This is a genomic window from Ruminococcus sp. HUN007, from assembly GCF_000712055.1.
Lineage (GTDB): Bacteria > Bacillota > Clostridia > Oscillospirales > Ruminococcaceae > HUN007.
The window spans coordinates 2,051,847-2,072,549 of sequence record NZ_JOOA01000002.1 but is presented as its reverse complement, the minus strand read 5'-3'; the positions used below and the strand labels follow the sequence as shown (position 1 = coordinate 2,072,549).

Sequence of the window (20,703 nt, the reverse complement as noted above, 5' to 3'; positions counted from 1 at the left end):
AGAAACAGCATATCATACTCACTCACCAGCGTGTTAAGTGAGCATGATATGCTGTAATTGTTTATGATAAGGTTATCAGCTGATATACTGTTCGACTACAGCCTGCTTGTCTTCTTCGTCAACATCTCCGTCAGAGTCCATATCGGCAATTCTGAGCTGTACATTTGAAAGACGTATCATTCCTTTGATGTACTGATGTACAGTTACGTAATCAAGAGAGTTTACATATCCGTCGAAATTGATGTCGCCCGGTTTCATGTTAATGACAGTTTTCATTGTAATTTCATTGTCACCGGCTGAAATATTTACATTACCGAGATCGGAGATCAGATTTCCTTCAGAATCAACTACTGAACAGGAAACCTTTTCGTTTTCGATCCACTTTTCCGCACTGAATCCCTTGTTGCCGCTTCCGAGTTTTATGCTCCACTCATGGTTTGAAGCAAAGTTCTGCGAAAGATACGGATCATCTGAATTATAGCAGTTGCTGAAATCGAGAAGAAGCTTTCCGCTGTAAGGTATGAATGATCCAACGTAGCTGTAAATGTCAGTCACAGGATAGATTTGTGTGTAATGATCGGCCGCCAGTCTGCTCTTATGCTGTACAGAAACAAACATGTTTTCTCTGCGGTCCGTGTCAATATCTATTTTTCCGACAAAATTTACATCTCTGTTTTCCACGTCGATACAGTAGAATATATTGAATCCTTCAGTATTTTCTTCATCTGTCGGGATAACATTGAAAACAGCCTTTCTTTCGTATTTTTCATCAGCTTCCCAGTCATCAGAAGAGGCGCTTTCACCGTTGAGAGCATCGTACATGACATACATGAATCCGTCATAGCCCCAGAATGTTCCGTTTGAATCAGCTATTTTAAGTGCACCTTTCTCAAACGGTTCTATATCACCGTCGTGATTTATGTCGTAAGTGAAATTATCGTCGTATCCTACTATGGCAACAGCATGAGTACCCGCCTTTGCACCGCTGTTATTGCCGCGCACGATCACATGCTTCATAGAATCGCTGTAGCTGCGGTTGTTCAGTGACGCAACTACAACTTTTTCATTTGCAAGTACTGACTTTAAGGCGTTCAGGTCTGAATCAAAAACTGTTTGACACAGCCGTACCCTTTCCGCTTATACCAAATACGTTTACATTTTTTACTCTGTATTTCAGAGCTTTCAGCATTGCGTCCTCGTTGTCGGACCATCTGTAGTCATAATCAGCGGCATTATAAGGCATTTCGTTCATTGTTTCTGCCCCGAGAAGACTGAGCGTCCTGTAGGCTGTCTGTATGGAAATACCCTCATTAAGATTATGATTGCTGAAATTCCAGGTCCAGCTAGGAGAATATGAATTCTTTTTTGTGCTTTTGATGTAGTTTAACTTATGCATTTCATAAGTGAACTGATAATAGGTGGTCGCCCAGGCACTGCAGCTTCCGAGTCCACCCTGGTCACCTATCGGCGGGAAGAACGGGCTTTCACTCAGGTCGACGCTTTCCGGAAGGGTATCAGCTGAAGCGTAGGCGAGATCTGCTGAAAACTCCATTTCAGAACAAAGTTCGTCGTATTCCTGTACAGAAAGTGCAGGAACGCTGTTTACATCATCGGAATCGTAATAGTAATCTGAAGGGTAGGATGCACTGACTGAAAGCACACCGCATACTGATAATGTAAACTGTGCTGCCAGCAATGCTGCAAGTACTTTACTGAATCGTTTCATCATAAACTCCTTAAATCGATTATAGATAAATAGTGTTCCCGAATATCATCATAACGACAATTTTTTTGAAACATTATCATGAGATTTGAGTGAGTCTGAGAAACGAATGTGCAGAGTATTATTCTGAATAAATAAATTAAAAAATTGTCTGAATAAATTATATCATTTTATTATCTCTGATTCAAGGATTTTCGAAATTAAAATTATTATCAGATCATACAAATATTTTTCTGAATCGTGGTCAGATTACTTCTGAATGTATAAGACAGTAATTATAATACAATGCAGACCTGCTCATATTATGATATGAAGTAAATAAAACATTCACACCGTACATACATTTTAACTTTGCAAAAATCAGTACAAATGCGTCACATAATAATGACGGGAAAACGTTTTCTCTTTATAGCAATATCTGATTATTGTATAAAAAATAGCAAACAACTTTTAAGAGTTGCGTGTTAAAATAATATACTATTTTATTATCCTGCAAAAATCAGTCTGAAGCTTGTTTCTTCTTTGTGCTGAAACACTGATTTATTATGACTTGACAAAACAGCATTTTTGGTATATACTATGTATATACTAAGATGTGTGGATAAGATAAAAGGAGTGATCATTATGACAACAACTATTCAGAAATGGGGCAACAGTCAGGGTGTTCGTTTACCGAAGCATATGCTTGAAGTTTTAAAATGGTCGAGCAACGAAAAAATAGTTATAATCGCTCAGGATAATAAAATTATTATCAAACAGGCAGAACCAAAAAAAAGAAAGACTATAGATGAGCTTTTTGACGGATACAACGGAAATTATGTCCCTGAAGAAATAGATTGGGGTGATCCTGTTGGAGGAGAAATATGGTAAGTCAGGGCGATATCATTAAAGTAAATCTTAATCCGCAGCGCGGACATGAGCAGGCAGGATATCGTCCTGCGCTGGTAGTCAGTAATGATACTTTTAATAAATACGCAAAGTTAGCTATTGTCTGCCCGATTACCAACACAGACAATCAGTTTCCGCTGCACGTTTCTCTTGATGAACGAACAGCAACAACTGGCGTGGTTTTGTGTGAGCATATCCGGGCACTGGATCTTAATTCAAGACCCTGTGTATTTGTAGAAAAAATACCTGATGATATTCTCAGGAAAGTAGCAGATATAATATCGGCAGAAATTGAGATCCCTGTTTCAGAAGAAAGCGCTGAAAATACAAGTGAATAATAAAAAACGACTCAGTAAAACATTTGTTTCACTGAGTCGTTTTATCGGATTATTAAGTCGAGGTGACAAGATTCGAACTTGCGGCCTCTACGTCCCGAACGTAGCGCTCTACCAAACTGAGCCACACCTCGTTGTTTACAACAGTTAATATTATACCACACTTGATTCGGTTTGTAAAGACTTTTTTATTTAAAAAATTACGGATATGATTTTCCGGAAATTAACAGTGCTTGTGTGTTCGCCATAATTTTATTCAAAAGCCTTGATTTTTCAGAATATATGTGCTATAATTATAAAAGTTTTTGAGACGGCACTTTAACACTTCCAAATCAATATAACCAATTCAAACCGCATAATTGCGGCTTTTTTTGTGTCAAATTTTCTGAATTTTTTCGTTGTATGGTGTTGTATTTTTATTTCAAATATGGTATAATATAAATATGAAGCTTAATTACGATAAAAAATCCAAAGATCCCACCTATTTTATCCAGATGGGAATCAGAAACGGTAAAAAGACAACAACCAAAAATGTAGCTCGTATCGGTAAGCATTCAGAACTTCTTAAGATTACAGACGATCCTCTTTCATATGCGAAAGAACAGGTCAGAATATATAACGAGGAGCATAAGAAAAATAAAACACTTGCACTTGATCTGAAAATCGACTTTAATGAGAAGATCAAAGCTACCGATGCTGTTACTTCATTATCCACAGACAAAAATATAGGCTATTTCTTTCTTCAGTATATCTACGGAAAACTTGAAATAAGTTCATTTTTCAAAAACATCACTGAAGACAGAAAAATTGAATTCAACCCTAATCTTGTAAACAGATTTATTACGTTTTCAAGAATTATTGATCCGGATTCAAAACTCGGTTCTTTCCAGAAAATGAGTAACTATTACGAACAGCCTGATTTTGATTACATGCATATAATGCGTACCATGGATCTGATGAAAGACCATTACGACGAATATATCAGCTACCTGTATGAAAAAAGCTGCAGTATTATCAAAAGGAATACATCGGTGTGCTATTACGACTGTACAAATTATTACTTTGAAACCGAATGTGAAGACGAAGACTATGTTGATGAAGTAACAGGAGAATTCATCAAAGGGCTTCGTAAATATGGTCCTTCAAAAGAACATCGTCCAAATCCTATCTGCGAAATGGGACTGTTCATGGATGCAGAAGGTATCCCTTTATCCATGTGTATTTCATCAGGTTCTGATAATGAGCAGACTACTGCTATTCCGCTGGAAAAGAAACTTACTAAAATGCTCCAGGGGAAAAAGTTCATATACTGTGCCGATGCAGGTCTTGGATCTTTGAATATCCGTAATTTCAATTCTATGGGTGGTCGTGCGTTTATCGTTACACAGTCCGTAAAGAAACTTTCCTCAATGTTACAGGAGGCGGTTTTTAACGATTGTGATTACAAGCTGCTTTCCAGCAATAAGCATATTTCACTAAACTATATGAAGACATTCGACAGAAAAAATCCTGATAATCTGAGTCTTTACAACGATCATGCCTACAAAATAATTGACGCGGATAAAGCGTTCGATGTAGGACTTTACGAAGAAAAAATCTGCAAAAACGGAAAGGTAAAAAAAGTTAAATCCAAAGCAACGCTTAAACAGAAAATCATTATCTCATTTTCAAGAAAAATGATGGAATATCAGCGTTACATACGCAACAGGCAAATTGAAAGAGCGAAAAAGCTGCTTGAAAATATCGATCCTGAAACTTACAAAAAGGGGCCGCATGATGTTACCAGATTCATCAAAAGAATCTCTAAGTCCAAAGCTGAAGAGAACGGTTCCGACACCTACATTCTTGACAAAGAAGCAATTGAAAAAGAAGAAAAATACGATGGCTTTTATGCCGTAGCAACCAATCTTGATGATGACGCAAAATCTATTCTTGAAATCAGCATGAACCGCTACAAAATAGAGGACTGTTTTCGAATCATGAAAACCAATTTTGACGCAAGACCTGTTTACCATAGTACCCTGAACAGAATTATTGCTCATTTTATGATATGCTATACTGCGCTTTTGATTTATCGTATTCTTGAAAAACTGCTTGAAGAAAAAGGATATCATTTTTCAGTATACAATATCATTGAAACAATCCGGAATATGAACGTTTCAAATATCCAGGATATGTGCTACATGTCCAATTATACTTGCTCTCAGGTGTGTACTGCTTTGAACGAAATTACGGGACTTGAGTTAGACAAACAATACTATCTGCCAAAGACTTTGAATGGAAAAATAAAATTAATTTCCAAATAATTGCTCATACAACATTTTTGAAAAACGAAAAAAGAGGCGTAATCAACGCATTTGCGTTAGTTACGCCTCGATTGTTTTCTTGAAGTGTTAAAGTCGGGATTATACCACACTTGATTCGGTTTGTAAAGACTTTTTTATTTAAAAAATTACGGATATGATTTTCCGGAAATTAACAGTGCTTGTGTGTTCGCCATAATTTTATTCAAAAGCCTTGATTTTTCAGAATATATGTGCTATAATTATAAAAGTTTTTGAGACTTTTACTGCAGTAAAAGTTTCTGACAGCTGATCAATAACAGAGTTATTATCCGGAATATAGGTGTGTGGGCCCTGTGCAATGAGACACCGTGAACCATGTCAGGCGGGGAACCGAGCAGCATTAAGCGGATCGTTTTGTGTGCCGCAGCAAGCCTGCACACCTATGTTCCGGATTTTATTATATTGAAAGCATCTGCTTCGTAATGATAAACTCCGGGATCTTCAGCTGTACTAAAGACGGCAGACTCTGTCGTCTTACGTAAATGATCCGAAGGGAAGGAATGTAGATGTATACTGCTTTATACAGAAAGTGGAGACCGCTGACATTTGATGACGTGGTATCCCAGCCGCATATCACTACTACCCTGCGCAATCAGATCATTAACGGTAAAACGGCACATGCCTATCTGTTTACAGGTTCAAGAGGTACGGGTAAAACTACCTGCGCACGAATCTTTGCGAAGGCTATAAACTGTGAGCATAATTCAGGCGGGGCACCTTGTCTTGAGTGTGACATCTGCCGTGATGCTGACAATTTTGCTCTTTCCGACATCATCGAGATCGACGCTGCGTCGAACAACGGTGTTGATGACATACGTGATCTTCGTGAAGGTGCGGTGTTTACACCTGAACGCTGTAAATACAAAGTATATATAATCGACGAAGTACACATGCTTTCAGTCAATGCATTCAATGCACTTCTGAAAATAATGGAAGAGCCTCCTGAGTACGTCAAGTTCATTCTCGCAACTACCGAGATACACAAGGTACCGGCAACGATCGCTTCCAGGTGTCAGCGTTACGATTTCAGAAGAATTCTTCCGGAAGACATAGCAAAGCGTCTTTTATATATTGCCTCACAGGAAAAAATTGCACTTGATGACGAGGCGGCTTTCCTTATCGCCAAGATAGCAGACGGAGGTATGCGAGATGCGCTTTCCCTGCTTGACCAGTGCATAGCTTTTTCGGACAGCGTAACTGCAGAAACTGTTTCGATGGCCGCAGGTATAGCTGGCCGCGATCAGATCTTCGGCATAATGGAGTCAATATCGGAAAAGGATCCGGCAAAGGCCGTCGCATTCATCGATGAGCTTTATGCAGGTTCCAAGGATATGTCCAGACTTTGTGAGGAACTCATATTTCAGTTCAGAAATTTAATGCTTATAAAAATCGGTCAGAAAGATACAGGAATTATCGCCTGCATGCCGGATGAACTCGAAAGACTGAAAAGTCTTGCTGAGAAGACGGAACTTCAGGAGATATTTACAAGACTTTCTGCTCTTCAGGACTGCAGCGAGAAAATGCTCCGTGCAGTAAACAAGAGAGTCGAGATCGAAATGTGCATCATTCGTCTGGCTTCAGGAATTCAGACGGCGGCACCGGTAACCTCCGGACCGTCACCGGATCTTGCGGCAAGAATAAGTGAGCTTGAAAGAAAGGTCGCTTCAGGCGGAGTTTCAGTTTCAGAAGAACCAAAGCGTCATGAATACTATGAGAAACATTCTGATCCTCAGGTGGACTTTTCAAAAATCGATCAAAGTACTGTAAAACCGGTTGCAAACTGGACTGAAGTATTAGCAAAATTTTCAGAGACAAATCCTGCTGTTTCAGCAAGTCTTATTGATTCAAAGGCTTTTGTGAGCGGCGACGGATTGTTTATAATAGCACATAATCCTTTCTTTCTTTCTCTGTTCCGCAGTAAGGAAAACGCAGCTATGCTGGGTGATGCTATAGAAAGCGTACTTGGAAGGCGTTATGCCATAAAGGTAAAGTGCGATGCTCAGACAAAGAAAGAAGAAATAAATGCTATCAGGCTGATTGAAAAGGCAAACAAAATGAATCTGGAAAACCATCCGGAAGTATAGTCTATAATGATCAGCAAAAACATAAACCAAATTATAATAAAGGAGTTTACGAAAAGATGAAAGCAAGAGTACCAAAGCAGAACATGGGCGGCGGAGCCCAGAACATGAACGCAATGATCAAGCAGGCTCAGAAGATGCAGGATGAGATCACAAAGCTTCAGGATGACATTGAAGAACGTGAATTCTCTGCTACATCAGGCGGCGGAGCTGTTGAAGTTGTTCTCTACGGCAAGAAGACTATAAAGTCACTCAATATCAAGCCGGATGTTGTAAAGGAAGGATCAATTGAAGATCTTCAGGATCTCGTTATTTCTGCAGTAAATGCAGCTATCCAGCAGATCGAAGAAACAACTGAAGAAGAAATGTCCAAGATCACTGGCGGAGTTTCACTCCCTGGCTTATTCTGATAAATGGCTGAATCGAATGCACTGCCGATAGTACTTCTGGCAGAGCAGTTTGCACGTCTTCCGGGTATAGGTATGAAGACTGCTCAGCGCCTTGCATACCACGTTACATCAATGAGTGAGAGCGATGTAAATGATTTTGCTGAAGCTCTTGTCAATGTAAAGAAAAAAGTAAGGCTTTGTTCCGTGTGTCAGAACATGACAGACCGTGAGGTATGTCCGCTGTGCAGCGATACACGAAGAAACAAAAATATCATTTGTGTTGTCGAAGGACCGAAGGATGTTACTGCGATCGAGAGGACCGGTGAGTATAACGGACTTTATCACGTACTTCACGGGCTCATTTCTCCGATTGACGGTATTACACCGGACAAGCTGCGTATAAAGGAACTTGTAGCCAGATTACAGGCTGATCCTGAGATATCTGAAGTAATAATGGCCACTAACCCTACAGTTGAGGGTGATGCGACAGCAATGTATATTTCAAGGCTTATAAAACCTGCGGGGATAAAAGTCACGAGACTTGCATTCGGACTTCCTGTCGGCGGAGTACTTGAGTATGCAGATGAGATCACGCTGTTCCGTGCTATTGAAAACAGAAATGAGATATAAAAAGAGTGAACTGTTTCATTTTATGATGAACAGTTCACTCTTTTGCTTTTCCGGAACACTGAAGCCGGAAATACAGCTTCGCCCGTGCCCCGCGCTGATTTATTCATGAATCAGCATTTCTTATATTCCGATTATATTCCGAAAAATTTTTTTCCGTTTTCACAGGTCCTGTTTATTAGTTCCTGCGTATCGCAGCCCAGAACTTCAGCTGCTTTTTCTGCTGTGTATGCGATCATTGAGCTGTCACAGCGCTTACCGCGGAACGGTACAGGTGCCATGTACGGACAGTCCGTTTCGAGCATAAGCCTGTCTGCCGGTACTTCCTTAAGCGCTTCAAGTGCTTTCTTTGCGTTTTTGAATGTGAGTACACCTGTGAAGCTTATGTGAAGACCGAGGGCGATAACTTCCCTTGCTGTTTCCGCAGAACCGGAGAAGCAGTGTACAACGCCTTTTGCAGGACGGTATTTTTTCAGAATGTACAGGTTGTCCTTTGTTGCTTCGCGCGCATGTATTATGACAGGAAGGCTGAGTTTATTCGCAAGTTCGAGCTGACGTGAATAGATTTCGATCTGTTTTTCGCGGTCAAAGCCTTCGTAGTGGTAGTCAAGGCCTATTTCACCGACAGCTTTGATTTTGCCGCGGTTTTCCGTTATGAGTTTTTCAAGTTTTCCTATGTAGTCGCCTTCTGCTGTGTCGACGCATTCAGGGTGGATACCTGCTGCACAGTACATGAAATCAAAATTACGGCTAAGTTCAAGGGAACGTACCGAGTCTTCATAGCTTGAAACTGCAAGCATGATGTATTTTACACCGTTTTCATGGATGTTTTTTATAACTTCCATTCTGTCTTCGTCAAAAGCGTGGTCAGTATAGTGTGAATGAGTATCGAAAATGTCTGAGTACATGTTATTATCCTTCCATTAAAAAGGCTGCCGTGCCGGCAGCCTTTTGATATTACTTTAATCCTGAATCAGCCTTGAGCTGTTTGAGCGTATCCTTGTCGAGGGTAAGTCCCTGTTCGGCATTTCCCTTGGCAGCAGGTACACGGTATGTTGAAACGTACTGTGTTGAACTGAACATGTATTCAATTGCACTTTTCTGATTGTCGTAGTCAAGTGCAGTTATATCTGTTTCAACCAGGTCTATGTCCTTGGTGTATGCATATTCGATCATGTCTGCTGATATCTTTGTCGAAGTACCGCCGAGCATGTCTGCAAAAAGGTTTCCCGTTGCAACTGTACGTGCGTCTTCAGCATACTTAGGGTTGGTAATGAGTTTAATGATGAATGTTGAGTCAAGGAACTGGGTTCCTGCGTTAAGACCCTTTAGTCCTTCCGGTACGTTGAAGTTGATACCGCCGAGAGTATCGCACAGGATCGAAAGAGATTTGTCATCGAAGTTTACATACCTGTCGATCTTAGTGTCAAATGTCTTGTTGACAGCCTTGGTAAGTTCAATGATACCGCCTTTTTTGAATATGTTGATCATCTTTTCGCTTCCGCAGAGAAGATCGTTTGAAACAGGGATGAATGTAAACGTTCTGCTCATTGCTGATGTACGCAGAATCATAAATGACGGACGAAGTGACTTGTCATCCGGTGTATATGAGAAAAGAATGGTCGTGTCATTGTCTTCGGTAGGCATGAAGACTGTATCTGTAATCTCACCGTTGTTTGCGCTGCTCTTGTTTACCTTCTGGTTGTAGAGAGTGAAAACCGGTATACCGATAACAAGAAGCGTTATCACCATGCTTATAAGAAAAGGTATTGCCACACTTTCTTTTTTTCTTTTTTTAAACAATGCCATTGTTGAGTCCTCCGGTAACTTTTTTTCAGTTTCACTGCAAATGCGGTAATACTGTTTTTCTATAAATCAACATTATTGTTTACTCACTTTCAACACACAGTTGAAAACTTTGTTGAGAAGTTGAAAGAATAATGTTTAAAACTTTGGCGGCAGCTTTCTTTACAAAGCTGATTCAAAGTAGTATAATATACTGTAAAGCGTTTTATTAAAACTCCAGCTGTTCATACTTCATGCTGAATGTAATATCGGACAGATCAGTTATGTCAGTTATGATACCTGTTTTTCTGGCATAACCTATTGTCTGACCTGTTCCGCTTCTGTAGTTGCTTACAAAAGCAATGAGCTTGTCAGAGTTTTCAACCATGTAGCGGTTGCGTACAGCGTAGCAGTTTTTGCTGTAGCCGGCTGATGTGCATACTACAGAATCAGCCCGTTCTATAACAGATTCATATAACAGTCTGTCGTTTTCAGGAAAATTACATCCCTGGTTTTCGACAGGCTTAACACAGATGAGTTTAATATCAGGATATACTTTTCTGAGATCAAGTACAGCCAGTGCTGCCCACAGATCGATTCCTCTGGCAACACCTGAATAGAATCTGGTGTATCCCTCACGGATGCTCTGTTCAATTTTGGTGCGCAGCAGTTCTTTTATAAACAGTGTTTCAGATCTGTCTGCTATGCCTCTGCCCGGAAGTTTTTCCGGACGGTGTCCTGAAAAACAAACTGCTTTTTCTGTCAAATCATTTTCTCCATGAAATAAAATTCAGAATAGTATCTCTCAATACACTATTTTATCACAATCAGGCACAAATATCAAGACAAGGAGCGCATTCTTTTGAAAAATCATAAAAGAGCGTGGGCAAGAATAGATCTGTCCGCACTGGAAAGAAATATAAATACTATAAAGGAACATCTTGCTGAATCAACTGAAATAATGGCAGTTGTAAAGGCTGACGCATACGGTCACGGTGAAAATGAAGTTATAAAGAAACTTTATAACACCGGCATACGTTACTTTGCGGTTTCCAACCTTGACGAGGCTATAAGTGTAAGAGAAATTGTTTCTGACTGCGGAATACTCATTCTCGGTTATACTCCTCCGGAATATGCTGATGAGCTTATAAAGTACAATATCATTCAGTGTGTGGTTTCGGAAGATTACGCAAAGGAACTTAACAGACTTGCGCCTTCTCCGGTAAGATGCCACATTAAACTTGACACCGGAATGGGCAGAATAGGACTTAAGTTTAAAACTGTTTCAGAGTGTGCAGACTGCGCTGAAAGGATAGCTTCACTTGAAAACATTGCCGCAGAGGGTCTGTTCACACACTTTGCAGTTGCAGACAGTGACGATCCTGAAAACGTGAAGTATACTGAAAAACAGGCTGAGTTTATAAAGGGTGTTTACTGTGAACTGAAAAACCGCGGGATCAGCCTTCCGCATGTACATTTCCTCAACAGTGCCGGAGCTGCCTATCATTTTGACGGTGCAAGCACACTTGCAAGAATAGGCATCACGATGTACGGACTTCTTCCTAACTATCCGCTGCCGCTGCCTTATAAGGTTGAACCTGTAATGGAACTCAAGGCTGTCATTTCATATGTCAAGACAGTTGAACCGGGCGACTGCATAAGCTACGGAAGAACATACACGGCTTCTGAAGAACGAAAGATAGCAACAGTAACGGTCGGCTACGCTGACGGATATTCAAGACTTCTTTCCTCGAAGGGAAAGGTACTCCTCAAGGGGAAGCGCTGCCCGATAGCCGGACGCGTGTGCATGGACCAGCTTATGATAGATGTCACAGGCATTGATGCAAAGCCGGGAGACACGGTCACACTCATTGGCAGGGACGGCGATGACATGATAACAGCAGACGAGCTTGCTTCATGGTACGGAACCATCGGATATGAGGTCGTATGCGGGATCTCAAAGAGAGTTCCGAGAATTTATGAAGAATAGAAACAAGGGTGTGCGGCCGCGTGACCGCATGCCCTTTTTATTTTATTGTTGTTTTTCTGAAAAGAACAGTCGTATTTGACAAAAATACAGGTTATAATTTTTGGAAATTCATATTATATATCTATTGATTTTAAACACTGGTTTTAATATAATAATATAGTGGTTTAATGACTATAATCTGATTATATAAAGGAAGTTTTTACAATGGGCGTTAAAGTAGTAAAATTCGGCGGAAGCAGCCTTGCTGATGCTAACCAGTTCAGAAAAGTTGCTGATATCATAAAGTCTGATGAAAAGAGAAAATTCGTTGTTCCTTCAGCACCGGGCAAGAGATTCAGGGAAGATACAAAGGTAACTGATATGCTCTACAGCTGCTACGAGCTTGTAAAGAGCGGAAAAGACATAAAGGATCAGTTCGGAAAGATCAGAGAACGCTACAATGGTATCATAAGCGACCTCGGACTTGACTTAAGCCTCGACAAGGAATTCGAAGAGATCGAATACTGCCTTAAGGCCAAGAGCGGACGTGACTACGCTGCAAGCCGCGGTGAATACTTAAACGGTATCATCCTTGCTGCATACCTTGGCTACGAATTCATCGATGCTGCTGAAGTTATCTACTTTGACGACAACGGTTCATTCATGCTCGACAAGACGATCGAAGCTGTACGTGAAAGAATAAAGAATGTTGAATGTGCTGTTATCCCTGGTTTCTACGGAATCACACTCAACGACACTATCAAGACTTTCTCACGCGGCGGTTCTGACGTTACAGGTTCCATCATCGCACGTGCAGTACGCGCTGAGATATATGAAAACTGGACAGACGTTTCAGGTTTCCTTATCGCTGACCCGAGAATAGTTGAAGATCCTAAGGTCATCAAGACTATCACATACAAGGAACTCCGCGAGCTTTCATACATGGGTGCGACAGTTCTTCACGAAGATGCTATTTTCCCTGTAAGAACAGCAGGTATTCCGATAAATATCAGAAACACAAACGATCCTTCTGCTCCGGGTACAATGATTGTTGCTGAGGACAATTCAGAAGAAACAAGCAGAAACACAATTACAGGTATCGCCGGCAAGAAGGGCTTCTGCGCAATAAACATTGAAAAGTCAATGATGAACAGCGAGGTCGGTTTCGTAAAGAAGATCCTCGACATCCTCTACAAGAACGACCTTTCATTCGAACACATTCCTTCAGGTATCGACACAATGAGTATCGTGCTCAGTGCTGCTTCGCTTGAAGGCAAGGAAGAAGCAGTCCTTTCACAGATCAGAAAGGAAGTTGATCCTGATCACCTTGAGATCGAACATAACATCGCTCTCCTCGCAGTCGTTGGTCACGGAATGTACAAGACAAGAGGTACAGCTGCAAGAGTATTCGCAGCGCTCTCACACGCACGTATCAATATCAAGATGATCGACCAGGGTTCAAGCGAACTTAACATCATCGTTGGTATCGGCGAAAGTGATTTTGAAGATGCTATCAGATGCATCTACAGCGCATTCATTGATTCAGCTGAATAAGGAAAAGATCATAAAACCGGGTTATTCATAGATCAGCGGTTTCTTTAAAATAACAGTACAAAAGATTCAGCATATTCTGTCCGCGTATGATGTACGCGGATCAGAATATGCTGATCTGTTTTTTAAGGAGAATTGTCATTAACATATAAAAAAGGCTGCAGACAAAATCTGCAGCCTTTTTCTGACGGAACTGATCAGTTTCGGTCAGTTAATTACTTTTCGTACTGAGCACCAGCCGGGAGACCGTTGAGAAGCTGTTCAGCAACCTGCTTCCATGCTTCAACCTCAGCCTTGTCGTATGAGATTACTTTATCTACCCATGCGCCGCAGCGGTCACATGCGTGGTCACATTTCATGCCGTCTTCGATGATAGTTCCGGCACAGAGTGAGTTAGCACAGTTGTTGTGCTTGATGAAGTGATCCATAAATCCGTCGAGCTTCTTGTTGTCGATATAGATCTTAGGGAAGTTCATTACTCTTCCGTAGATAGGTGCGAATGTCATGTTCATCTTATCCATGTATCTGATCTTCGGAGCACCAGCCGGAGGACCGCCAACAGGAGGCATACCAGCCGGAGGACCGCCTACAGGAGGCATGCCAGCCGGAGGACCGCCAACAGGAGGCATACCAGCCGGAGGACCGCCTACAGGAGGCATACCAGCCGGAGGACCACCAGCAGGCATACCAGCCGGAGCACCCTTGACACCAAACATATTTCTTGTTTCCGGCCAGTTAATGATGTCGAGAAGGTTTCCGTCGTATGATTCAGCAAGATAAGCTCTTATTACCCGTTCGATAAATGCAGTAGCTCTTGTTCTGTCAACGAGCTTGATTGAGAAGTTCTTGTAACCTGTTTCTTCAGCAAGTTCTTCATAGTAATGGATATCTTCAGGTCTTACCCATTCAGCTGTGAGCATAGCCTTTGGATTTGAGATCTTTCTGTATGTACAGTTGATAAGGCTGAAGTCCATTGAAATAGCAGTCGGATCTGAATGACCAACGAAAGAACCGTGGCTGAGACGGTAAGGACATTCCTTAAGACAGAAGTTGTTAGCGATGATACGCATACCAAAGTCGCTGTCCTTGTATGTCTTCATTACGTTTCTGAGGTTTTCAAAGTTTCTGTTGAATGCGTGGTCGAGAGTGAGTTCGTCAACGCCCCAGTTTCTCCAGTATTCGATCTGCTGGATGGAAACAGGATAAGCATAGAGACCAAGTGTTACCTGTACATCCTTGAACTCGCTCTTTACGTACTTGATGAGTGAAGGTGAGTTGATAGTGAAGTAGCGTACACCCATGTCATAAAGCTTGTGAAGTGTGTTTCTGATGTTCTTTCCTTCTACAGGATCATATTCAGCCTGACCCATGCAGAGAGGGTTGATAAGATAGTTGAAAGTGATGCCAAGGCTGTTGCAGTCCTTGATGTACTGAACGAACTGATCATCAGAAAGTTCAGGGATTATTGAAGTAGCACGACCACCCGGAAGACCGTCCTGCTTGAGTTTACCATAGAGGTTTTTGATTCTGTGATCTTTGTCACATTCTTTGATTATGTCGAATAACTTGTTGTCAAAGTTTGTACCGACATCGTACTTTACTAGTTTTGCCATTTAATAAGCTCCTTTTCAAATTTAGTCACTCATACAATTATATCATTTGAAATTAGCTAAATCAACCATGTAAACAAGGTTTGGTAAGTACATACAAAGAAAAATTAAATTTTATGGCTTTGTTATGGCAGTTTTCAGAATATAATCCAAAGTTGGATTTGCATTATTGCGTATTTATCAGCGGTATATTGATTGAAAGCACAGAATATGGTATAATTTATATAAAGTATAACTCATGAAAGTACTGGTAAAATATGAAATCAGTATTCACCGGAAGGAGGTATCAGGTCTATGACAAATGAACTGACCCTTGTTTTGCGAATAGTAATTGCTGCCGCATGCGGTGCGGCAATTGGTTTTGAACGAAGCCAGAGACAGAAGGAGGCCGGTATAAGAACTCATATAATGGTCACACTCGGAGCCTCTCTTCTTGTAATAGTATCCAAGTACGGTTTTATCGACATTGTCGGAACGCCCGGCATAAACGTCGATGTTTCGAGAATAGCGGCCAATGTAATAACCGGAGTCAGCTTTCTTGGTGCCGGTGTTATATTCCTCCGCGGAGGATACGTTAAAGGTCTTACCACTGCCGCCGGCATATGGTCCACCTGCGGCGTAGGATGTGCGATCGGAGCCGGAATGTATGTCGTCGGGATCGTAGCCACGGCTATGATAATAATACTGCAGCTCATTCTTCACTGGTCTCTTCCGAGCTCTGAAAACATGATGGTCTCGGAAATATCTTTCCGTACGGAATACAAGCAGGGTATTATTTCCGATGTGAACGAGTACATGCATGAGCTTCACGTCAAGGTCCTGAGACTGAGCATCAAGAAGAAAAAGGACGGAACAGTACTGATCAACATGACTGTACGTGCACCGCATAAACTTATGCCTGATGAGATACTTGACGCGGTAAGCAGAAAATACACCGTTTCTGAATTTACAGCCCAGCTGTAGTGAACTGAAATATCACGGACCGGAGTTACGGTGAAACATTAAAAGGAGTGCAGGATCCCGTTCTGCACTCCTTTTTATTTTACAGGGAACACTTAAAAAAACAGCCGGACATCGGAATAAAGATCTGATGTCCGGCTTCAGGTATTTTATAGAGATTAATTGTTTTATGGTCGTTTCGGTTATTCTGCAACAGCTTCAAACTTTATGCCGTGAGCTTCTGCATACTGCTGAACGTAAGAGCCTTCCTTACATCTGAGTACGAGGTCAGGGCTGCAGTTCTTGAATGCATAGTCGCTGATCTTCGTTACGGTCTCAGGAAGATCGAGAGTTTCGAGTGCTGTGCATCCCTGGAATGAACCGTGCATGATCTCAGTAAGTTTGCTGCCGATCTTTACTTCCTTAAGGTTTGTACAGCCTGAGAAAACATCGTTTCCGATACATTCAGTATTTTCAGGTACAGTTATTGAAGTGAGTGATGTACAGTTTGTAAAGTATGTTACGCCCGCTATATCATCAGGAGTGGTTATTGACTTAAGAGATGTACAGTCTGTGAAAGCGTCGATTCCGATATGCTGTACACCATCTTTAACGACAACATTTTCAATTTCCTTGTACCAGCTCATTTCTTTCCATGGTGCACGGGTAACTGAATAACCCTGGGTTCTCAGCATCCAGTCAGTTTCATCATCGCTCTTTGCAAGTATTGTCAGAGTTTTGCTTTCACTGTCATATTCCCATTTTGTGGTATTTCCGCATTCGCCTGATACAGCTTCAATAGGACATTCAGGGACGGTAAATGTTCTTTCAAGTTTTCCGGTTTTCTCGGAATAGCTTTCGTATATGATCTGATCTCTCGTATCAAGAAGTGCAAGTTTTTCCTGATATGCTTCTTCAGTACAGCTGCAGCGGTCAACCGGCATGCTTGAGAACTGACGCATGTATTCTCCTCGTGAATAGCCGACTGTATCGTAGTGGATCGGATAATCAAAGTCTACTTCAGAAGCTACAGTTAAACCCAGAACACTTGAATCGTAGTAGTCTTCAGTCTGATAGGCAAGTTTACTGTTGATTTCGACAAGTGCAAGTTCGTCCGGAAATTCGGTGTAGTCATTGCCGTTGTGTCCGTTTAATACAAAATGGCCGTTCCAGCTTGCAGGCAGTGTTACGGCAAACTGACCGTCTCTGATAACGATACGGATTGAGCCGTCAGGGTTTTTGGTAACTGATGTTACGGCGGCATCATTTATATCTTCCATGTGCTCGTATTCAGTTGATGCTGTAGTTTCAGCTTTTTCAGTTACTTCCGGTTTCTTTTCAGTTTCAGCCGGCTTATTCTCCTGCTTCTTCTGTGTTTCTGCATTCTGTTTTGCAGTTTCTGAGACTGCCGATGATGTTTCAGCAGTTACGCTCTGAAGAATATCGCCTGCAGTTCCTGTTACAGGAACTGTAACAACGACCTTCTGTGCTGTGACCGGTTTTTCAGTTACAGTAAAATCTGTGATGCTTTCAGTCTGAGCCACCGTTGTAATGTCAGTTGCTGCAGGTGAGAATATTTCATTATCGGAACGTTCAGGCAGATTCATTCCGAAAAGTATCAGTACTGCAGCTGCACAGGCAGCGCTGCCGATATATCCCCACGGTAATCTTATGTTTACGGCTTTCTTTTTCGGAGCAGCTTCTGTTATAAACTTATCTGAAACTCCGCTTAAGTCATGCATAAGCTTTCTGTTTTTATTCATTTTATCACTCATCGTAATCGTCCTCCCGTCAGTATAGTCCTCGTTCTTGTATAAATTCTTTCAGATCTGTCCGTATTCTGCAGAGCATGGTTTTAAGTGCGCTTTCGGAAATATTGTTCATGGCGGCAATATTCTTTATTGATTCCATGTAGAAATATCTCTGCATAAAGCATATTCTCTTTTTCTTATCGAGACCTTCAAGAAATTCATTGAGTGCACTTATGGTTTCTTTACTCTCGGCACAGGCTTCAATGTCTTCACCGTCCTCAAAACATTCAGCGAGTTCGTCCAGTGACAAATCGAGCTGACCGCTGAATCTTCTGGAAGCTTTCTTTTTTTCATAGATGTTAAGTGCTGTGTTTCTTGCGATTTTTGCTGTGAAAGCTCTGAAGATAATGGGAACATGAGGAGGAATTGCATTCCACACCTTAAGATATGTGTCATTCAGACATTCCTCTGTTTCACCTTTGTCACCAAGAATGTTTCCGACGATGGTCCTCAGATAATTTCCGTATTTTCTGTCGGTCTCGGAAATAGCCTGTTCTGATCTGTTTATATACAGAGATATAATTGCTTTATCTTCCATAACTATCACCCTGTTTTGTCTTCCTTAACGATCTCCCGGTCTGTAAAGTTTTAATGATGAAAAAGCCCTTTCACTAATAATGACAGAGAGCGGAGAGAAAAGGTTACACGATTTCTGAGTTTTTTTAAAAAAATTTATGGGAACGGGTTTACGGGAACATATACCGGTCTTCTAAGGAAACGCTGATTTATTCATAAATCAGCGTGGTGCGTATATATAAAAAAAACACCAGTTTCGGAGGCTTTGATTCCGGAACTGGATTTTTTATAATCTATTTTATTTTTCAGATCTTTTTCTGTCTGTGTCTTTATTATAGTATTATTATCATGAAAAATCAAGTGTGATTTTTCACAAATTATCAGCTGTATTTGTATTGTATTTGATTGTAGTCGGGTTATTACTGTTATGTAACCGTACTGAAATAATTCTAATTAATAAGTTGACAAAACAGCCGTGAAATACTATAATTTTTATATAATATGACAACACCACCGGTGATCGCTGATTACAGATCCGGGCGGATCACAGTCTGTTATTTCAAAAAAACAGGTAAGAAGGGGAGAATAATAGTGAAATTTAACGAATTGCTGGATAACATTGATAGTATCGTTGAAAAAGAAAGATATGAAAAGAAAAAGAGAGAAATTTTCAATATGAGAGAAGAAACTCCGGACGAGCTTTATGTAAAAAGCTGCGACGATGATGACGAATGAAAAGAGGGATAAAATGAATACAGTACCGGTGATCCTTGCAGCAGCTTCGCTGATCGTGACAAAGGACGAACTTAACGGTATCGCAGAATACTATAACTATTTCGGGGAAATGTCAGAAACACATTTTGACACAGTACTTTCCGGAAAAGAATATTCCAGAAATCAGGCAGCACTTATCTATCACTGCTGCTATCTTTACTTTGCTCTGGCAGGCAGAACGGGAAACAGTCTTGCAGGCGTGAGAAAGAAACTTGGCCTTCCGAAGTCGGTTTACATGAACAGCCTTAAACACATCGGAAAAAAAACGGGTCGATTTTATCCGTGAGGAATTTAAATCATCGGGAAAGAGTTTCGCCGATGTATTCAGTGATAATGAGTCATATATAGAAAAAATGCTTGTTGAGGCAGTAACAGATGAAATGCCTGAAGACAGAAAGATACTTGAAAATCTGTCGTCTTTTGAGTATGAGCACCCTACTGACAGGTCCTATCTCAACAAGCTCAACACCAATGTTGTGATCGAAAAGCTTATAAAGCTCTATTCCGAATATAATTTTGAAAGAATACTTCTGGTGCAGTACACTGGTTCGAACATCCGTGTAACACCGAAAAACATACCTTATCTCTACAATGCACTGAAGACAGTGTGCGAAGTGCTTGATGTGAAGGATATGCCGCCGCTTTACGTTGCTCCGGGTTCGCTCAATGCAATGACGGTCGGTTCCTCGAAGCCGATAATCGTGATCTCGAGCATTGCGCTCAGCCTTCTTTCTTACGACGAGCTTCTTTTCATTCTCGGTCACGAAGTGGGTCACATCAAGAGCCAGCATGTTCTCTATCATTCAATAGGCAATTTCATTCCGTACATTGCGGGTGTGATAGGAAACCTTACTCTTGGCATCGGTGAGATCGCGGTAAAGGGTGTTCTCATTCTTCTGTATCAGTGGTACAGAATGTCCGAGATAACAGCTGACCGCGCAGGCCTTCTTGCGTGCCAGAATATTGATGCGGCTGTTTCCGTAATGGCAAAGCTTTCGGGTTACCCGCCGTCACGCTACGATGAGATCGACAATGATCTTTTCCTCGACCAGGCTGTTGAATTTGAAAACTTTGACAAGAACGCTTTCGATAAGCTTCTTAAGCTTTTCAGTGTGCTTTACAAGACACATCCGTGGACGGTAATGCGTGCCAAGGAACTGAAGTCCTGGTACGACAACGGCGACTACGCAAGAGTGTACAATACTGACGGACGCAGAAAGGTTGACAGAAAACCCCAGAACATAGTCGGCACGATTTTTGAAAAGGATATTTTCTGCGCAAACTGCGGAAAGAAAATAACTTCAGCACAGCGTTTCTGCGAATTCTGCGGAAAAGAGAATATTTACTATAAATAAAAAAG

At 41.2% G+C, this 20,703-nt stretch carries 20 protein-coding genes, 1 tRNA gene and 1 other RNA gene; 13 read left to right on the top strand and 9 right to left on the bottom strand.

Annotated features, from left to right (window positions below; translation table 11 throughout):
• Positions 1–75: 75 nt before the first annotated feature.
• The gene (locus tag CC97_RS13230) at positions 76–1,017 is read right to left on the bottom strand and encodes a dockerin type I domain-containing protein (protein ID WP_156036905.1); all 942 of its coding nucleotides are present in this window, start codon (positions 1,015–1,017) and stop codon (positions 76–78) included.
• 85 nt (positions 1,018–1,102) lie between these two features.
• Positions 1,103–1,726, bottom strand: coding sequence for a hypothetical protein (locus tag CC97_RS13225; RefSeq protein WP_044975429.1), 624 nt, complete (start codon positions 1,724–1,726; stop codon positions 1,103–1,105).
• A 621-nt stretch (positions 1,727–2,347) separates the two neighbouring features.
• Here CC97_RS13225 and CC97_RS13220 point away from each other — a divergent pair.
• Both CC97_RS13220 and CC97_RS13215 read left to right on the top strand, forming a co-directional pair.
• On the top strand, positions 2,348–2,593 hold the full coding sequence (locus tag CC97_RS13220) for an AbrB/MazE/SpoVT family DNA-binding domain-containing protein (RefSeq protein WP_044975428.1): 246 nt from the start codon (positions 2,348–2,350) through the stop codon (positions 2,591–2,593).
• Entirely contained in the window at positions 2,587–2,949 is a 363-nt protein-coding gene (locus tag CC97_RS13215; RefSeq protein ID WP_044975427.1) for a type II toxin-antitoxin system PemK/MazF family toxin, read from the top strand. The genes CC97_RS13220 and CC97_RS13215 overlap by 7 nt, the downstream gene beginning before the upstream one ends.
• Positions 2,950–3,006: 57 nt before the next feature.
• Here the strand turns inward: CC97_RS13215 and CC97_RS13210 are convergent.
• Positions 3,007–3,080: transfer RNA gene (locus tag CC97_RS13210), tRNA-Pro, on the bottom strand.
• 309 nt (positions 3,081–3,389) lie between these two features.
• On the opposite strand from CC97_RS13210, the gene CC97_RS13205 reads away from it, so the two are divergent.
• The 5 genes from CC97_RS13205 (at position 3,390) to recR (ending at position 8,391) form a co-directional block, all read left to right on the top strand.
• Entirely contained in the window at positions 3,390–5,252 is a 1,863-nt protein-coding gene (locus CC97_RS13205; protein ID WP_156036793.1) for an IS1634 family transposase, read from the top strand.
• 321 nt (positions 5,253–5,573) lie between these two features.
• An RNA gene (ffs, locus tag CC97_RS19700) (signal recognition particle sRNA small type) lies at positions 5,574–5,672 on the top strand.
• A gap of 125 nt (positions 5,673–5,797) precedes the next feature.
• Positions 5,798–7,375, top strand: a complete 1,578-nt coding sequence (gene dnaX, locus CC97_RS13200; RefSeq protein ID WP_044975425.1) for a DNA polymerase III subunit gamma/tau — start codon at positions 5,798–5,800, stop codon at positions 7,373–7,375.
• 56 nt (positions 7,376–7,431) lie between these two features.
• Positions 7,432–7,782: a YbaB/EbfC family nucleoid-associated protein gene (locus CC97_RS13195; protein ID WP_044975423.1), complete on the top strand. Its 351-nt coding sequence runs from the start codon at positions 7,432–7,434 to the stop codon at positions 7,780–7,782.
• A gap of 3 nt (positions 7,783–7,785) precedes the next feature.
• Complete coding sequence (gene recR / locus CC97_RS13190; protein ID WP_044975421.1) at positions 7,786–8,391, top strand: recombination mediator RecR; 606 nt, start codon at positions 7,786–7,788, stop codon at positions 8,389–8,391.
• Positions 8,392–8,522: 131 nt separating this feature from the next.
• On the opposite strand, the gene CC97_RS13185 is transcribed toward recR, so the two are convergent.
• From CC97_RS13185 to CC97_RS13175, 3 genes are all read right to left on the bottom strand, one after another.
• A complete protein-coding gene (locus tag CC97_RS13185) occupies positions 8,523–9,296 on the bottom strand; it encodes a TatD family hydrolase (protein WP_044975420.1) in 774 nt (257 codons plus the stop codon).
• Positions 9,297–9,345: 49 nt separating this feature from the next.
• Entirely contained in the window at positions 9,346–10,197 is an 852-nt protein-coding gene (locus tag CC97_RS13180) for an LCP family protein (RefSeq protein ID WP_044975418.1), read from the bottom strand.
• Positions 10,198–10,402: 205 nt separating this feature from the next.
• Entirely contained in the window at positions 10,403–10,939 is a 537-nt protein-coding gene (locus CC97_RS13175) for an SLOG family protein (RefSeq protein ID WP_049962901.1), read from the bottom strand.
• A 96-nt stretch (positions 10,940–11,035) separates the two neighbouring features.
• Between CC97_RS13175 and alr the strand changes: the two genes are divergently transcribed.
• On the top strand, positions 11,036–12,163 hold the full coding sequence (gene alr, locus CC97_RS13170) for an alanine racemase (RefSeq protein WP_044975417.1): 1,128 nt from the start codon (positions 11,036–11,038) through the stop codon (positions 12,161–12,163).
• Between the two features lie 204 nt (positions 12,164–12,367).
• Positions 12,368–13,696 (top strand): aspartate kinase, encoded by a 1,329-nt coding sequence (locus CC97_RS13165; protein WP_044975416.1) that lies wholly within the window; start codon positions 12,368–12,370, stop codon positions 13,694–13,696.
• A 212-nt stretch (positions 13,697–13,908) separates the two neighbouring features.
• Here CC97_RS13165 and CC97_RS20595 read toward each other — a convergent pair whose 3' ends face one another.
• Positions 13,909–15,306: a hypothetical protein gene (locus CC97_RS20595; protein ID WP_044975415.1), complete on the bottom strand. Its 1,398-nt coding sequence runs from the start codon at positions 15,304–15,306 to the stop codon at positions 13,909–13,911.
• 291 nt (positions 15,307–15,597) lie between these two features.
• Between CC97_RS20595 and CC97_RS13155 the strand changes: the two genes are divergently transcribed.
• Positions 15,598–16,266: an MgtC/SapB family protein gene (locus CC97_RS13155; protein WP_044975414.1), complete on the top strand. Its 669-nt coding sequence runs from the start codon at positions 15,598–15,600 to the stop codon at positions 16,264–16,266.
• A gap of 179 nt (positions 16,267–16,445) precedes the next feature.
• Here the strand turns inward: CC97_RS13155 and CC97_RS13150 are convergent, their stop codons facing one another.
• Positions 16,446–18,017 (bottom strand): leucine-rich repeat domain-containing protein, encoded by a 1,572-nt coding sequence (locus CC97_RS13150; protein ID WP_044975413.1) that lies wholly within the window; start codon positions 18,015–18,017, stop codon positions 16,446–16,448.
• Between the two features lie 16 nt (positions 18,018–18,033).
• Positions 18,034–18,591 (bottom strand): sigma-70 family RNA polymerase sigma factor, encoded by a 558-nt coding sequence (locus CC97_RS13145; protein WP_044977047.1) that lies wholly within the window; start codon positions 18,589–18,591, stop codon positions 18,034–18,036.
• 569 nt (positions 18,592–19,160) lie between these two features.
• Here CC97_RS13145 and CC97_RS20260 point away from each other — a divergent pair.
• From CC97_RS20260 to CC97_RS13135, 3 genes are all read left to right on the top strand, one after another.
• A complete protein-coding gene (locus CC97_RS20260) occupies positions 19,161–19,304 on the top strand; it encodes a hypothetical protein (RefSeq protein WP_156036904.1) in 144 nt (47 codons plus the stop codon).
• 13 nt (positions 19,305–19,317) lie between these two features.
• Positions 19,318–19,629 carry a hypothetical protein gene (locus tag CC97_RS13140; RefSeq protein ID WP_044975411.1) on the top strand — a complete coding sequence of 104 codons (312 nt, stop codon included), beginning with the start codon at positions 19,318–19,320 and terminating at the stop codon, positions 19,627–19,629.
• A gap of 67 nt (positions 19,630–19,696) precedes the next feature.
• Complete coding sequence (locus CC97_RS13135) at positions 19,697–20,698, top strand: M48 family metallopeptidase (RefSeq protein WP_049962900.1); 1,002 nt, start codon at positions 19,697–19,699, stop codon at positions 20,696–20,698.
• The last annotated feature ends 5 nt before the right edge of the window (positions 20,699–20,703 follow it).

Coding starts and splice junctions, on each gene's coding strand:
- CC97_RS13230 (WP_156036905.1), bottom strand. CDS start 1,017: ATGAAGCATGTGATCGTGCGCGGCAATAACAGCGGTGCAAAGGCGGGT.
- CC97_RS13225 (WP_044975429.1), bottom strand. CDS start 1,726: ATGAAACGATTCAGTAAAGTACTTGCAGCATTGCTGGCAGCACAGTTT.
- CC97_RS13220 (WP_044975428.1), top strand. CDS start 2,348: ATGACAACAACTATTCAGAAATGGGGCAACAGTCAGGGTGTTCGTTTA.
- CC97_RS13215 (WP_044975427.1), top strand. CDS start 2,587: ATGGTAAGTCAGGGCGATATCATTAAAGTAAATCTTAATCCGCAGCGC.
- CC97_RS13205 (WP_156036793.1), top strand. CDS start 3,390: ATGAAGCTTAATTACGATAAAAAATCCAAAGATCCCACCTATTTTATC.
- dnaX (WP_044975425.1), top strand. CDS start 5,798: ATGTATACTGCTTTATACAGAAAGTGGAGACCGCTGACATTTGATGAC.
- CC97_RS13195 (WP_044975423.1), top strand. CDS start 7,432: ATGAAAGCAAGAGTACCAAAGCAGAACATGGGCGGCGGAGCCCAGAAC.
- recR (WP_044975421.1), top strand. CDS start 7,786: ATGGCTGAATCGAATGCACTGCCGATAGTACTTCTGGCAGAGCAGTTT.
- CC97_RS13185 (WP_044975420.1), bottom strand. CDS start 9,296: ATGTACTCAGACATTTTCGATACTCATTCACACTATACTGACCACGCT.
- CC97_RS13180 (WP_044975418.1), bottom strand. CDS start 10,197: ATGGCATTGTTTAAAAAAAGAAAAAAAGAAAGTGTGGCAATACCTTTT.
- CC97_RS13165 (WP_044975416.1), top strand. CDS start 12,368: ATGGGCGTTAAAGTAGTAAAATTCGGCGGAAGCAGCCTTGCTGATGCT.
- CC97_RS20595 (WP_044975415.1), bottom strand. CDS start 15,306: ATGGCAAAACTAGTAAAGTACGATGTCGGTACAAACTTTGACAACAAG.
- CC97_RS13155 (WP_044975414.1), top strand. CDS start 15,598: ATGACAAATGAACTGACCCTTGTTTTGCGAATAGTAATTGCTGCCGCA.
- CC97_RS13150 (WP_044975413.1), bottom strand. CDS start 18,017: ATGAGTGATAAAATGAATAAAAACAGAAAGCTTATGCATGACTTAAGC.
- CC97_RS13145 (WP_044977047.1), bottom strand. CDS start 18,591: ATGGAAGATAAAGCAATTATATCTCTGTATATAAACAGATCAGAACAG.
- CC97_RS13140 (WP_044975411.1), top strand. CDS start 19,318: ATGAATACAGTACCGGTGATCCTTGCAGCAGCTTCGCTGATCGTGACA.
- CC97_RS13135 (WP_049962900.1), top strand. CDS start 19,697: ATGCTTGTTGAGGCAGTAACAGATGAAATGCCTGAAGACAGAAAGATA.